17 protein-coding genes and 1 pseudogene are annotated in these 14,458 nt (G+C 41.8%); 2 read left to right on the plus strand and 16 right to left on the minus strand.

Annotated elements, in window-relative coordinates:
• Positions 1 to 191 precede the first annotated feature (191 nt).
• The 15 genes and pseudogenes from P9687_RS00725 to terL all read right to left on the minus strand — a co-directional run bounded on the left by P9687_RS00725 (position 192) and on the right by terL (position 13,112).
• The gene (locus P9687_RS00725; RefSeq protein WP_328228597.1) at positions 192 to 587 is read right to left on the minus strand and encodes a distal tail protein Dit; all 396 of its coding nucleotides are present in this window, start codon (positions 585 to 587) and stop codon (positions 192 to 194) included.
• Positions 587 to 3,979, minus strand: coding sequence for a phage tail tape measure protein (locus tag P9687_RS00730; protein WP_328228598.1), 3,393 nt, complete (start codon positions 3,977 to 3,979; stop codon positions 587 to 589). Before P9687_RS00730 ends, P9687_RS00725 begins: the two co-directional genes overlap by 1 nt.
• 81 nt (positions 3,980 to 4,060) lie before the next feature.
• A pseudogene (locus P9687_RS17265) lies at positions 4,061 to 4,378 on the minus strand (phage tail assembly chaperone); the annotation flags it as partial.
• 20 nt (positions 4,379 to 4,398) lie between these two features.
• Positions 4,399 to 4,692 (minus strand): hypothetical protein, encoded by a 294-nt coding sequence (locus tag P9687_RS00735; protein WP_328228599.1) that lies wholly within the window; start codon positions 4,690 to 4,692, stop codon positions 4,399 to 4,401.
• A 97-nt stretch (positions 4,693 to 4,789) separates the two neighbouring features.
• Positions 4,790 to 5,209, minus strand: coding sequence for a phage major tail protein, TP901-1 family (locus P9687_RS00740; protein ID WP_328228600.1), 420 nt, complete (start codon positions 5,207 to 5,209; stop codon positions 4,790 to 4,792).
• A gap of 35 nt (positions 5,210 to 5,244) precedes the next feature.
• Positions 5,245 to 5,613, minus strand: coding sequence for a minor capsid protein (locus P9687_RS00745; RefSeq protein ID WP_328228601.1), 369 nt, complete (start codon positions 5,611 to 5,613; stop codon positions 5,245 to 5,247).
• Positions 5,614 to 5,627: 14 nt separating this feature from the next.
• On the minus strand, positions 5,628 to 6,056 hold the full coding sequence (locus P9687_RS00750; protein WP_328228602.1) for a hypothetical protein: 429 nt from the start codon (positions 6,054 to 6,056) through the stop codon (positions 5,628 to 5,630).
• A complete protein-coding gene (locus tag P9687_RS00755) occupies positions 6,056 to 6,373 on the minus strand; it encodes a hypothetical protein (protein ID WP_328228603.1) in 318 nt (105 codons plus the stop codon). The genes P9687_RS00750 and P9687_RS00755 overlap by 1 nt, the downstream gene beginning before the upstream one ends.
• Positions 6,370 to 6,750 carry a hypothetical protein gene (locus P9687_RS00760; protein ID WP_328228604.1) on the minus strand — a complete coding sequence of 127 codons (381 nt, stop codon included), beginning with the start codon at positions 6,748 to 6,750 and terminating at the stop codon, positions 6,370 to 6,372. Before P9687_RS00760 ends, P9687_RS00755 begins: the two co-directional genes overlap by 4 nt.
• A 14-nt stretch (positions 6,751 to 6,764) precedes the next feature.
• Complete coding sequence (locus P9687_RS00765; protein ID WP_328228605.1) at positions 6,765 to 6,959, minus strand: hypothetical protein; 195 nt, start codon at positions 6,957 to 6,959, stop codon at positions 6,765 to 6,767.
• Positions 6,960 to 7,049: 90 nt separating this feature from the next.
• The gene (locus P9687_RS00770) at positions 7,050 to 8,006 is read right to left on the minus strand and encodes a major capsid protein (RefSeq protein ID WP_328228606.1); all 957 of its coding nucleotides are present in this window, start codon (positions 8,004 to 8,006) and stop codon (positions 7,050 to 7,052) included.
• 43 nt (positions 8,007 to 8,049) lie between these two features.
• Complete coding sequence (locus tag P9687_RS00775) at positions 8,050 to 8,670, minus strand: hypothetical protein (RefSeq protein WP_328228607.1); 621 nt, start codon at positions 8,668 to 8,670, stop codon at positions 8,050 to 8,052.
• A 117-nt stretch (positions 8,671 to 8,787) separates the two neighbouring features.
• The gene (locus P9687_RS00780; RefSeq protein ID WP_328228608.1) at positions 8,788 to 9,732 is read right to left on the minus strand and encodes a phage minor capsid protein; all 945 of its coding nucleotides are present in this window, start codon (positions 9,730 to 9,732) and stop codon (positions 8,788 to 8,790) included.
• Between the two features lie 2 nt (positions 9,733 to 9,734).
• Entirely contained in the window at positions 9,735 to 11,300 is a 1,566-nt protein-coding gene (locus tag P9687_RS00785; RefSeq protein WP_328228609.1) for a phage portal protein, read from the minus strand.
• A 93-nt stretch (positions 11,301 to 11,393) separates the two neighbouring features.
• Positions 11,394 to 13,112, minus strand: coding sequence for a phage terminase large subunit (gene terL / locus P9687_RS00790; RefSeq protein ID WP_328228610.1), 1,719 nt, complete (start codon positions 13,110 to 13,112; stop codon positions 11,394 to 11,396).
• Positions 13,113 to 13,202: 90 nt separating this feature from the next.
• On the opposite strand from terL, the gene P9687_RS00795 reads away from it, so the two are divergent.
• Together P9687_RS00795 and P9687_RS00800 are read left to right on the plus strand one after the other, a co-directional pair.
• On the plus strand, positions 13,203 to 13,337 hold the full coding sequence (locus P9687_RS00795; RefSeq protein ID WP_328228611.1) for a hypothetical protein: 135 nt from the start codon (positions 13,203 to 13,205) through the stop codon (positions 13,335 to 13,337).
• Positions 13,337 to 13,885 carry a site-specific integrase gene (locus P9687_RS00800; protein ID WP_328228612.1) on the plus strand — a complete coding sequence of 183 codons (549 nt, stop codon included), beginning with the start codon at positions 13,337 to 13,339 and terminating at the stop codon, positions 13,883 to 13,885. Before P9687_RS00795 ends, P9687_RS00800 begins: the two co-directional genes overlap by 1 nt.
• A gap of 36 nt (positions 13,886 to 13,921) precedes the next feature.
• Here P9687_RS00800 and P9687_RS00805 read toward each other — a convergent pair whose 3' ends face one another.
• Complete coding sequence (locus P9687_RS00805; protein WP_328228613.1) at positions 13,922 to 14,176, minus strand: hypothetical protein; 255 nt, start codon at positions 14,174 to 14,176, stop codon at positions 13,922 to 13,924.
• Between the last annotated feature and the right edge of the window lie 282 nt (positions 14,177 to 14,458).

Below are 14,458 nucleotides of genomic sequence, written 5' to 3' on the forward strand. Positions count from 1 at the left end.
TTTTCAATTAGCTTATAATCTGATACAATAACCATAATCGTTATTTTTGGTGGGACATTCCCCGTATAGCTGATGGTACAGTTATACATCATGGGGGATGTCCTTTTCCTTTCTCAAGAATAAATACGAGGACATTATACTCGTCAAATTCCGGACAGGCAATACCGTCAACTTTCGGTTATTTTTGGATGTCAGAAACAGTGTACATCTTCACCGAATGGGTTTGGAACGAAGAATTTGAGTGTGGTTTCTCCATAGTAAAGAAGTTGGTCAAGACTTGTATCATCACTTACCCGAGCCATGTATTGAATATTTGGCTCATCAGAGAAAATAAGAGGTTGAAGCGTTTCAGAATCAAGCCATTTTGCAACTCGTCTAACCTTGCTCCGCAAATCACCATACGATATGCCTTTTATACCAATAGTGACCTCAATTGTACGGCTTCCATAAACCCTCCCAAAATCAAGAACCCCGTCGTGAAACGGTAGTTCAAGGGTTTTGGTGGAAACCGGAGGGAGAACGGTGTGCTTCACTGTCTTCTCCCTTACCTCGTATGATGTTGAAGTTTCACCTTTGAACGTAAACATTAGTACCTGCCTCCTTGCCGTCTTGTACGGCCTTGGCGTGAAGCCTGTTGTTGTGTAACATACTTCTCAACTTTGCGACCAACAACCTCACCATCAAGTTCAATTGTTGTGTAGATGATATTTTCAATAGGTGGTGCTGTTTTGCTTGTGTTTGGCGTTATTTCTTGCATATTATCTGCCACGGCTTTTGCAAATGGTGCCATATACCGCTTGTGCTGAATTGGAACGATTGCTTCACTTCTTCCGTTTTCGGCCATGCGAACAAGTGCGCCTTCACCAGTACCACGGAGAATACCACCTTTTGCATATCCGTGACCCCGGTATGCTTTTGTTAAGGAACCATACCGCGCAACAGCATACCGAATGGAAGCGATAATATTAGAAAGTGGGTCGTAAATGTTTTTGTCATATCCTGGCAATGCATATGCCCGGAATGTTGGGTCAATGACCTGCATTAAACCCTTGGAAGGTGTTCCGCGTTTAGCGTTAGAGTCCCAAAGGTTTATTGCAAATGGGTTCCCACCGGATTCTGTTTTCATTTGGTACAGTAAGGCTTTCAAGTTTTCGGCTGAAAACTGTCCGGTCATCATCAATGCTTTTGTTGCGGTTGCTGTCCACCGTGACACGGCGCTACTGCCGCCACCAGTAAAAGCATTCTTGATTGCAGTCCACGTTTTAAGAGCCCCGCTTGTGACCTTGCCAAACAAATTACTTGCGAACGACTTAATATTGTCACTCGTCAACCCATTTTTTAACCCAGCGACAACATAACCGCCTAACTGTTCGAATACACGTGAAGGTGAGTGAATACCCAAGGCGCTTTTAAACGAGTTGATAATTTTACTTGCCAAACTTTTAACACCGCTCACGGCATTACTTGCCGCTTTCTTAATTGCACTACCAATTTTCCCCGGTATACTTTTAGCACTGCTAACCATCCCGCCAATTCCGCTTGAAAATTTGCTTTTCATGCTGGAAACCATTTCACTGATTTTTCCGGTCACAGAATTTTTTATAGAATTGAATTTGTCTATAATACTATTTTTGAACTCGGACACCTTGCCACCAACATAGCCAATTGAACTTGAAAATACACTTTTTATTGAATTCCAGATACTTACAACTGTATTTTTAGCACCTGTAACCGCGCTTGAAATGCTAGATTTAATTGAACTAAACTTACTAGAGACGAAGTCCCTAACGGCATTAAACACCGAAGAGGTTATAGATTTTATACCATTCCAAGCCGTTGATACTACTGACTTGGCTGAGTTTACAACTGATTGTATTGTTGACTTTATTTTGCCCCATACACTTGATACCGTTGATTTAATGGTATTGAATACTGATGATGTTAGGGACTTAATGACGTTCCATCCGACTGAAATTAGTGTTTTAATAGCGTTTACGATTGAAGAAAGGTCATTCTTCATTGAATTGAAGTGTGATTTTACGGTATTCCAAAGTGCTTTTACAATAATCACAATTGCATCTTTAAGCTTGTTCCAGATACCGGAAACAGTTCCTGATATGGACTTAACAATGGACACAACTGTATTTTTTCCACTGTTAAATAAAGACTTTATTACACTCCATACACCACTAACAATTCCTTTAAAGCCGGAAGCCCAGCTTTGTACAATTCCGGCAATAGCACTAAAAGCGCCGCTGACAACACCCTTAATTATCTGAATTGAACCGGAAAATATTTGTTTAACGCCTTCCCACATTTTCGAGAAGTCACCCGTGAACATTCCTGTAAATACCTTCACTAGTCCTTCAATAATGTTAAGGGCTCCACTTATTACACCCTTTATAGCCGTCCATGCTCCTTGAATTACAGCAAGTGACGCACCTAATGAAGCTTGAAAAATTGGTGCCATGAAGTCCCACACATTATGGATAGCTTGAAGAATTTGTGCACCATTGTCATTCCAAAACTTTTGAATTTGTGCAAGTTTTTGTTGAATGAATGTTGCAACCGCCGTTAGTGATTTAACAATAGTGTCTTTCACCGCTATAAAAACACTATTTACAAGTTGTCGGAAGGGCTCAATCTTTATATATGCCGCAACAAAAGCCGCAACAAGTGCACCGATAGCAAGCACAACCAAACCAACCGGAGAAATAATAAAGCTAAGTGCACCGGCCACAGCTGAAAACCCACTTGCCATAGCACCAAGCACAATAAGAAGTGGTGGAATTGCCGCCACAATACCTGCAATTATGGCAATCGTCAACTTTGCACTTGGGGAAAGGTCACTGAATTTTTCTACAAGTTTAGTAAGAAACTCCGTTGCGCTTTTAAGCGCAGGTTTTAGTACGTCAGAAACTTCAATTGCAAGCCGTTCAAGTGCCCCAGTGAAGTTCTGCCATGCGCCTGCAAGGTTGTCAGTCATTGTTTTTGACATTTCAGCCGCGGCACCATCAGAGTGAACCAATGAATCCGTGTAGCTATCAAGTTTTCCAGTTCCGGCATTAATTAAAGCCATCCAACCGCTTACTGCTTCCGCACCGAACATTGTTGCAAGGTAATTTGCTTTTTGTTCGTCGGTCATTCCTTTTGTTGCAGTAATTAACGTCTGTACAATTCCGTGCATATCTTTCATTTTGCCGTTGGAGTCGAAGAAGGAAGCACCTGTTTCGTCCATTAATTTTGACATTTCTTTTGTTGGTGAAGCGAGTCTCAAAAGACCCATACGTAAAGTTGTACCAGCTTGCTCACCCTTAATACCGGCATCACTCATTACACCAATTGCCGCCGATACGCCCTCGATTGATAGACCTAGGGAACCCGCGACAGGGGCAACATATTTGAAGGCCTCCCCTAAACCTTGTACATCTGCGTTAGACACTGCCGCAGATTTTGCCAACACATCAGCCACATGACCCGCATCACTTGCCTTTAACCCAAAACCGCGAATTGCGCTTGCCGCAATGTCAGAAGCTGTCCCGAGGTCAACACCACTTGCCGCCGCCATATCCAAAACGCCCGGAATGGCTTTCATAATTTCTTTGGTTGTAAAACCTGCACTTGCAAGGTTTTCCATGCCTTCGGCAACCTGCGAACTTGAAAATACGGTGGAAGAACCAAGGTCAAGTGCCTGTTTCCGCAATTGTGAAAATTGACTACCTGTTGCACCGCTGATTGCCTTCACTCGGCTCATCTGTGAGTCAAATTGTGCACCGGTTTTTATAACTGCCGCACCAATGCCAACAAGTGGCGTTGTGATTGCGGCGGACATTACAGCACCTGTTCCGGAAAGTGTTTTGCCAACTTTAGAAAATTTCCCTTGTGCACCGGTCAAAGAGCGCTGAACCTGTGACATACCTTGTTGAAACCGCGAAATGTCCGCACCTACTGAAACAACTAGTTCTGCCAACCCCGCCAATATCCCAAACTCCTTTCTTATTTCTTAAAAAAATGGCATAAAAAATAAAGGACGACTCCAACCGGAGCCGCCCGTATTCAGTTATTTTCCAAACTTTGCTTTTAGTTGTTGTAAGTATTCTTGTTTTTCTTCTACGGATTCAAACCGCTCAACAGTTTCGTTTTCTTTCTTGTAGTCCATTGGTTCATACAAATCCGTTGGGAGAATGCGTCTTTTAAAGTTTCCACTAGCGTTCATTAAGTGTGCCGCAAGCCAAGAAAGGCGCTGATTTTCAACATCATCACGGCGTTGTTCCTCTTGTGAATAGGCTTCAAGCAGGTCAATAATTTCCCGTAAGGTTAAATTCCAAAATTCAGTCGGTTTTAGCTTAAGTGCACCGAATGCCCACCTTTTTATTTCTTGCCACCCGAAGCCCTTGCTTAGTTTTTTACCTGTGCTTGTTCAAATGCTTCCGACATTTTACCTTGTACATATTGCATATTTCCGAGGTCAATCATGTCACCAACTTGTTCTTCCGTGAGTTCAGGGTCTTCGTGAATCAAACCAGCCCATAGAATTACACGAACCTCTTTGATTTTTAATTGTTTGCCATCAAGGTCAGCCAAACCATACCCGAGTTTATCTTCAATTTCAGCGAGTGCGTTCATTGTATAGCGAATATGACGCACTTTATCGAGCTCAACTTCTACAATTCCGCGCTGTTTGTTTGCCATTCTTCTTCCTCCCTATTCATATAAAAAATAAAAGGAGCCCAACGGCTCCCTTATTTTTCTCATTTTAATAGTTCTTGTAAGGTTGTTTTGTTACAACCTATGCTGTTGTTGGAATAGAACCTTTTTCCAGCTTTCCGTTTCCTGCAAATTTAAGAGAGTAGGTCAAAGCGTCATCTTGTGGTGCATCAAGAGGAAACTCGGAAATAAATGCAGAACCATAATACATCTTGCCATTTGGCATACGTACTTCAACATCAACCTCTTTGCGGTCGAGAAAGGCTGTTTCCAGTGCATCAAGTGCCGCGTCGTCAACAACCACATACCCATCTGATTCAATCGACCATGATAGCACACCCGTAATATTTTCTGCCCAACCTTCAGCATCTTTTGTAGTTGTTTCAATCAGGTTGGCTTCACGGTTTAGCTTGGCGCCACTTTGGCCACCAACAAGTGTTTTGGTACCGTTTACGTCCGCGTAAATAAGGACATCAACACCGGCAATTTTTTGTCCAGCCATTTTTTTTTACACTCCTTTTTGTAATTTAGTAATAATTAAGCAAGGGAAACCGTCAAATCAACATTCACAGAATATATGTGACGGTCGCTTTCGTCCGTCCCTGTGTACAATGGGGCGGCTTGTTGACCCTTTGACATTACCACTTGAACATTCCCAAGCTGAAAATTTGTTTTGTAATTGAAGAAGTCAAACAATTCATAAGCGACCCTTTCCGCGAGTTCTTCTTTTGTGTTTCGTACGAGGAACTGAATTGAAGGGGTTCCCACTTGTTTTGAGTATCTGCCTCCATTTAGTACAATGGCAATGCAGTTGTCCGGGCTTACTTTTTTAAACGAGTTTGGTACAAACGTATACATTGGAAAGTTTGCTTCCAATAAGTCCAAGACGTCCATGATGTAAAACAAGCTGAACCCCTCCTTTACGTTCTCAAATTTTCACGAATTTGTTGCTTTATATAATCGGCGTATGCATTTGCTTCTCCCTGCAAAACGCCGGTTAAAAATTTTCGTCCAATAGGGTACCTTTTTCCACTCATTCCTGTTCCACCGGGTTTACGCTTAGAACCTTCCCCAAGGTTATATGCCCATTCGTGCATTGCAATTGCGTAATCAAAACCATTTTCAACTGCGGAAAACTTAATTTCAGCTTTGTAAACTCCACCAGATGACTTATAAGTAATCGTGAAAGACTTTTCCAGGTTACCAGTCAGGTGTGGAGCCGATTCACTGCTTGTTCTTGCAAGGTCTTGGGCAATTGTTCGTACGTCTTTCTTTACACCGTTTACAATCTTACTTTGTACCTGTCTTGTGAGATTCTTTTTAACTTTTACGTCAAATTTAAAGTCCATTACACAACAACCCTTGTCATTATGGGGTTTCCACTAATGTTTTTAAGTGGCGAGATAGAAATGGGCGTTTCTGTGTGTTGAACACCAAACTCATCCGTAAATGTAATCTTGTCTGAATACTGAATATCCGCAATTTTGTTGAATAGAAGTGTTGCCTTTGCGACAACATCTTCTCCTTTATCATTCTTCACAACTTGAAACTGGTAATCAATACGGCATTTCAGCTCAATTTCTTCCGTTCCAAGTGGTTCACCCCACCTGTCGTAACCTTTCGAACGCACAATTACAACGGTGTCCTTCATTGGAATTAGGCTCATATCAAATACCGCCCAACTTTCGTGATTCCCGCAATAGAACCACCGGCTTCTTTAATAATTGCAATTGCCATTTGTGAAATTGGAATACCATTTACAAGTTTAACCTTGCTTAAATCATAGGAAATTGAAATGCCACTCACGGAAGCTTGTGTTTGACCAAGTTGCGCCTTGAAAAATGAATCGTCCATACGCAAAAGCATGATTGCCTGTTCAAAAATTGCTTCCTTTGGGATGACAAAACCGCTTTTTACTATACGTTGAAGGTTTTGTTCAGCTGTTGCAAGTGCGCGTGTTTTTGTGCCGTCGTCTGCATCAACCCATTCCGCGTTGTGTAAAACCGTTGAAAAGTATGTGTTGGCGTCTTGAATTGTCACCATTTATACCAGCCTCCTTACTTTTTGGAAGCTTTCTTTTTCTTTTCGTCGGTCGTTTGAGTTGTTACTTCATACCCATATGATTTCAGAACAGCAACATGAAGTTCTGAACCTTCGAGTTCCGCTTGACCGTTCTGAAAAAACACATCTTGGTCAACGATATATCGCCGCCCTGTGAATGCCAGGTTAGGTGTTTTAACAACAATTTTCAACGTCACGACCCCCTTCAAATAATTGTTTTATACAAAAGAAAAGACGGAGAAGAAGGTTTTCCCCCTTCAATCTCCGTCGTCAGTCATTCATCATTTTTTAATTCCGGCAAGACGGGCAACAGCTTTCGGATGAAAGACCGCAAGACCGCAATAGAATTCAATCCGAGTACGATATACCGGTTTTTCATCAATTTCACCAAGGTCACGAACGTTTACGCCGCCATTTCGAAGCCCTGCAACGTATTGTTCCGCACCAAAGCGAACCGCATAAATGGAGCCGGTGTCAGTGTCTGCTCCAACCGTTTCATTGAAGCCAAGAATCTCATTACCTTCAACATCTGTTTCAATTACACGAATCGGAATGCCTGCATAAGTCATAACCGGACGACCGAATGCGTCAGCACCATTTTCAACATAGTGTTCAGACCGTTGAAGAATACCTTTGACTTTCCGACGCATTGCTTTAGACATAAACAGAACGTCCGGCTCACCTTCAACAGCGTCAATTAATTCATCAAGCTTTTCGAGGAAAGTGACATCATCAGGACTTTTACCTTCTGTGTTACCTTTCGTGAACGCAACCCCGGCTTGACCAGCACCATCCGCATAAATTAATTGTGAACCTCTGATACGTTTTTCCAAACCGTCAAATGCCTTGGAGTCAACAGCTGTGTCCCCTTTGAAGAATGCCCGGGTAAACTCAAGTGCCAAGGCTTTAGCTTTCATTTCGGTTTGGATTGCGCGAATGTCTTGCAAGTTTCCACGGGTTTGAACAAGGAAACGGTCAACATCTGAATCACCACCAAGAATTACCAACCCTTCTGATTGTGGGTTGATAACACCCGTTGACTCTGTATACCCTTCATTCACGCCACGGAAGGCAATACCCGGAAGGGCTTCCTCTTGATTATAACGATATGCGTTACCGGCAATTTCCATAAACGGCAAAAGTTCCAATACCGCGGAAGTACGAGCAAATGTTTCAATTACTCCGCGTTGCAAAGTATCTGTTGAGTACTTTGCGGCTTCTTGTAGTGTCAAAGCCATTTTCAGCAACTCCTTTTCGTAATCTAGTAATTAATAAGTAAAATTATTTCTTGCGACCATATGCCGACAAGAACAGTTCCATTGCGCTCATTTTTGAAATATCAATGTGCTTGTCATTATTTCCATTTGTGTTTTCACCAAGTGGCAGGCTTTCTTTCGGATTTTCTTCTTGTTTTTGAGTCCCAAAAAGACCTTTTGCCTGAGCTTTTGTAATCCAAGAAAGCTTTTGTTCCGGGGTCATACCATCTGGGATAATATCATGAAGTTCTTCCGGTATTTCAGCAAGCTTGGATTCAACCATTTCAGCAATTACTGATTCAAGCTGTTTAGCTCGTTCCTTGTACGTTTGTGCGGCTTCAAGTTCCTTTTTGGTTGATTCGTATAATTTTTCATATTCACCGCGTTTCTTTTGTTCTTCAAGTTCTTGCTCTTGCCTTTCTTTCAACAAGGAATCAAGCTGGGCTTGAACTTCTTTGAACTTGTTATTCACTTCATCAAAGCGAGATTTCGGAATAAAGTTTTCTTTTTGATGTTGCGGGTTTGCGCTTTCCCCGTCTTTGTTATCATTCACATGTGAATTGTCGGCGTCTGCTTGGCTATCACCACCGCCAGCATTAGCCCCTGTGTCCTCTGCAAAAAACTGTAAAGGTAAATGTAACAACATGTTTCGTTCTCCTTTCCTTTCGTTTTTAACGTGCAACGACCACGAGGAATATTTTACGGAACAGTTTATTGACATAACCTTATTGGTCTAGTTCGTATATCGCCACGAACAAGCGAATTATTTTTTCTTATAGTCCTGTGCTTTTGTTGCTCTAGGGTTTTGCAATGCTTTTTCAGCCGTTTGGCTTGCTTTTTCGTGTTTATCAAGCAAACTTTGCGGCAATGCATTTATATCACCAATAGGGTGAACAGTGTGCTGACAATTTGGATGAAAAATCAAATTGGTTGCCCGCAAATCTGAATATGTGCGGTAACCTTTTGTAATTCCGTTTAGTGAAATAATCATTCCTTCAAAGTGCGAACAAGAATCTTTTGCACCGTGTGATGAAATAATTGCAAGGTCTGAATCATTCTCCAAAGCTTCAAGGCGTGCACCTTCATATTGCGCCTGCTGAATCTTGGTTTTGACCACCATTTTTACGTAAGTCTCCAAATCCCAACGTCTGCCGGCACGGTCAACAATACCAACAAACGTTTCCTCCCTTATGGATTGACTAAAACCATTTTTTAACAACCTATCGTAAACTTCTTTAACGTTTTGGCGTACTCCAATATTTTGTATAGCATTTTGCCGCAAAGAATCAGCAACAATTTCACGAACGATTTTCTTGATTTTCTTGTTCGTATTTTGTGTAGCTTGAAGAAGGTCATCCATTGTGTCCTCTATCATTTGTTGGGCACGGTTCCGCACAATCTGCGTAGTTGAAATTTGGGAACGTGCCGCCGCAATTGTAGCAACAACTCCCATTGAAACAAGCGCCCGCGCCTGTGCATCTTCAAAAGCTTCTTGAATAACGTCTTGGCACCATTGGGTACTTTTTTGGTCAATTTGTGCGAGAATAATTGATATTTGTTGAAGCAAGGCTTCGTATCTCTTTTGTTCAATTACTTGGTTTGGGTTCAATTCTTTAAGCAAGCGAACAATTTCTTTGAAACCTGTTTTGTAGTACGAGGTAAGACGCTGAACGTCTTTTTCATATGTTGGATAGGGCGGCATATTCATAATTAATCACCCGCCGTCTGTTGTGGGTCTTCCTGGGTAATGTCATCCGTTTGTTGGTCTTGTTGGCTGTCCTCGTTGGAAAACAATGCATCAGTTTGAAATGCAGTTGGGTCAACAGCATCAATCTGTTCTTCGTTGTTGATTTCTTCAACCACACGTTGTGCTTGTTCTTCCGTGAGGTTATCAATTTCCATAATGGCACGTTTTTGTGAAATGGTTGCCTTACCTCCCGTTCGAATTTGCATGATAGACGCTTGTTCCATTTCGTCTTTTGGCAAACCATCCATGAATTTAATTGACGGATTGAAAAACTCATAGTCAACTTTTGTTTTACGGTCATGTTCAAGCATTTGCGCGATTGTAAAAATACGACGTAAAGCCTTATCGTAATATTGACGTTTACGGTTTATCTTTGCCAACAAGGAGTTCAGCCGCCACTTAATAGCAAGGCCAGAAGAACCACTTGTTCCGGAATCCCCAGCGCCAAGCGCAACCGCTGGAATTTCTGCCGTGATGAGAAACAAATCAATCAGTTTATCAATCTCTTTGAAAGCCGCATCAATTTGACCGTTCCAAGTTACATATTTTGGCTCAACATCTGCCTTGTCACTGAGTTCAAACACTTTGTCAATACCAACACGAAAAGCAGGGTTTCCATGTTCATCTTCCATCAATGTCCCTGCTGGAACGACCATTGCAGGGTCAGCGTGTTTATCAAGAATTTCAGCAATTAAAGAAAGTCGTGAATTGATTTCCGCAAGTAACGTACGGTGCTCACTTAAATCATCAATGCCTTCCCAGGAGTCATCAGTTGAATAATTCGGCACATGTACAACAAGGGGGAAAGGAATATTCGTTTCAACAACCTGTTTTTCCTTTGTTTCCGCGTAAATTCTCCACTCCGTTGGTGTGTTACCAATTGTCACAACAGTTGGCTTCATGGAAAATTCACGGTACACAATTTTACCCGGATAATGTGATTCACATTTTAGAACCCATTCAGAACCTTTTGTTCCTTCAACTTCAATAGGAATTGCAATGTGGTATGCAAAAATGCGTGTTTTGTCTCCCGGATAAGTCTCTGGAAATACATACTCCGCATTTTGTGGTTCAATAATCACACGGAACGGGTCTAATGCTTGTGGAAGTAACCCATTGTGTTCCTGTCCCCACCTAATTTTATAAAATGAGTCTCCACGGTAAGCATTAGAAAGCGCCGATTCGTAATTAACAATGTGAAGGTCATTTTCTGAAACCCAGCGTTCTAATGCTCGTTGTTCTGGTGAATCATCTTGTAGTCCCGCCGAGAATACCGGATTTTCCCCAAATAAGAAGTCAGCCGACTTTTTACATATGATTCCCGCCAAGTTGGTTGAAATGCGTAACGTACGGCGCTGTGATGTTGAGAGTGTATCATGGTACCTATCTAATATGTCAAAAGCTGTTTCAATCGTGCCTTCAGTCAGCTTTATACTTGCGTCACCCATGAAAAGCTTTCTATTTTGACGATACCGCTCAATCCGTTCCTTGTGGTCAGGGTGCGGGTACGTCATTCCGATTTCATACATTGTTATGTTGCCCCCTTTCTAAAACTTACCTACAACTAAGGGGCAACAGTGAGGGATATTTGACAATATCCAAAAAGATATTTGTTTAATTTCTTATAACCCCTTTGGTTTCCTTGACCAACCGCGCCGCGTTTGGAGTGAACAAAGGTCACAAGCCATTTGTAAGGCGTCCGGTAAGTCATCATGTTCACCATTAGGAAACTGTTCAAGCTGTTCAAGAAGTAAACGTTGTGACCGTTTGAATTTCAGGGCACCATTTGCAACAAGTGGTTCCAGTGATTCAATCCGGTGTTCCTTCTTCCCGTGTGAACGGTTTGTTGTGACCGCCTTCAACTTGGTGTAATAAAGTTTTTCCTTCATGCACCGTTCACGCAATTGGCGGAACAGGTCAAACTGTGCTTGCACGGTTTCAACAGAGAATACACGCGGGTGCCATTGCTTCATTTTGTCAATAACAGCTTCAAGTGCAACGTGCGCCGCGCACTTTTTAGCCCACGTATCTACCACATAGATAATACCGGTCTTACGGTCACGCCCAAGAATTACAATTGCATTGTAGTCAGAACGGTTTGAACGTCCCATAGCAATATCCCATGCACCAAAAAATTCAAGGCGTGAGTACGCTTCTTCAAGTTCCATAGAATCAAAGTATTCCAGTTCATCAAGGCGGAAAATCTGGCTTTCTTCGTCAATCGGGTTGTTTAAAAACTCCGAATTGAACGCACGGGAAGTCATGGACGCTTTTTCAATCATGAGGTCTTTATATGACCACCGTTGTTTCCAAAGTGTTTCCACGCCTTTGTCCATTTCTTCCTTGTTTTCATAATAAAAATTGTTAGCGTCTTCGAGTCTGTTCGGGTTTGATTGGTCACGTAGAATATCCTCGAATTCGTCCCACAAGTCTTGCCTATCCGGCGGGGAAACAATTGCAGAGAATATCTTGCTTTCAAAGTCCGGACGGTTGGCCACGGCTGTAAGTAGTCCATTTGCATGAACTGTGGTTCCCATGTAAACAATTGCGGTCTTGTGTGGGTCACCGATAGGGATAACAACCGAGTTAAACCAATGCAGGTTTTTCTCCCGTAATTCCGGCGTGTTTGTATTCCGTTGACTTTCCATGTCATCACAGCATACAAGGTCAGGACGGCTTGCACCGTTACGCTTACCACGCAATTGCCTACCCATGGAAGATGCTTCAACAAGAACACCATGCTTGGTCAAAAATGATTCTTGGTTATCACGTTCATTCTGCTTTGTAATCGGTGAAAGGTGTTCCCCAAAGTCATTCCGCAATTTCTTGTTGTATTTCAATTGGTTACCTATCCATTCGATAAACTTGATAGACATTGCATTCGATTCTGACAAAATCAAAATATATTTCCGCTTTTGAAAAACAGTTTGGTGCAAGGGGAACACGTTCGAAAGATATGCAGACTTAGCGTGACCCCGTGGTGCGCCCCACAATAGTTTTTTGTTCGGAGTAACGTTGGAAACCTCGTTCAACTTGTTACATAGTTCACGGTGGAACGCCGGGGCGTCATCAATTGATGTTCCGTTTGGAATCAAGTTGTCGTCATTATCCGGGTTCATGTCATCAGAAAAATAACAATAGGCAAAGTAAAGAACGTCGTCTTCACTGCGGTCAATTCGTTTCAACCGTGCAAGTGTGTCCTTGTAGTCCTTAAATAATTCAAAGTCAATGTCCTCTCCCTCTTGTGCTTCTTTTTGCATTTGCTTTAATTTTATTGTCATTACTTCAATTGCGTCTTTCCGTTGTAACGAGTCAATAACAGGGTCAAAATCAAGTATCATAAAACTTTCCTCCTTTTCGCAATTTCGCTATTGCGTTTTACAGTATCGTATTGTATAATAAATTCATCAAAAGAACAGGGGGTAATTAAATTGAGTAGCCTTATTCGACAAAAGGAAGCTCTTGAATACCTGTTGAAGTATGTGGATAAGAACGAAAAAGACCGCCAAATTCACCGTGAAGCTTTAAAACAAATTGAAGAATGGTTGAAGGAGCGTGCGGAATAATGGAATACGTTCAGCCAATTCGTGACAAGAAAGTGATTGAAGAATTTAAGACCCTGCTTAACCGTGGGGTCTTTGGGGAACGCAATCGTTTCTTGTTTGTATTGGGAATCAACACCGCCCTCCGTATCTCGGACTTGCTGAAACTAAAGGTTTGCGACGTGCGAGGGAAAAAATATCTCAAGGTTTCCGAATCAAAGACGGGTAAAACAAAAAATCAGCTTATCAACAATGCACTGAAAGCTGAAATTGAGGAATATACGAAAAACAAGAAAGATGATGAGTGGTTGTTTCCAAGCCGCAAGGGAGATAAGCCGCTCACACGGGTGCAAGCATACAGAATCATGAATGAGGTTGCACAGCTTATGGGCGTTGATGACATTGGAACCCACACGTTGAGGAAAACCTTCGCCTATCATTTTTACCAAAAGACACAAGACATTTACACGCTTATGGAGTTGTTAAACCATTCAGCCCCAAGTGTAACCCGCCGGTATATTGGTTTAGTCCAGGACGACATGGATAAAGAAATTGAAAACTTCTCGTTATAAAACAAAAAGACCGCCCAAACAAGGCGGTCTTCCCTTTTATGCAGATTGAATTACCTCATAGTCACCGTCAGCAAGCCAACAAGCTTTATGTGATTGTTCATCGATGTAAATGATTCCTTCGTTAATTCTCTCAAAATTGATTGTCTCTTCAACAAGTTCTTTAAACCTGTCTTCAAGGTTACCAGCACCGTGAACATAAATAACAATGCCCCGTCCGGAAAAACCAAGAAGTATAGCGCTAAAAAATTCACCGAATCCAGTAGCTTGAATTTTGTCTCCAACTTTTACCATGTTATTACCTCCTGTTTTTGGTTTACATTGAAGGTAACAACAGTGAGAGAGTTGTGTGACCAATGTTTTAACTGCATTTGATACAAATGCTTGTTGAATATTTGTTTAGCGTTAAGAACGCGGGTTAAACATTGGTTCATTCTGGTTTAACCGTGTTCTTACGCCTTACGGCGTAGCTGGCTTCGCCAGCACCTTTTATAACAATATTTAACAATCCTTACAAGTATCAACAGTATAGACAAGGTGAATATTGACTACCTTTGTTATCATTGTTTTACATTG

This window comes from Weizmannia sp. CD-2023, from assembly GCF_036225245.1.
GTDB classification, from domain to species: Bacteria; Bacillota; Bacilli; order Bacillales; family Bacillaceae_C; genus Weizmannia; species Weizmannia faecalis.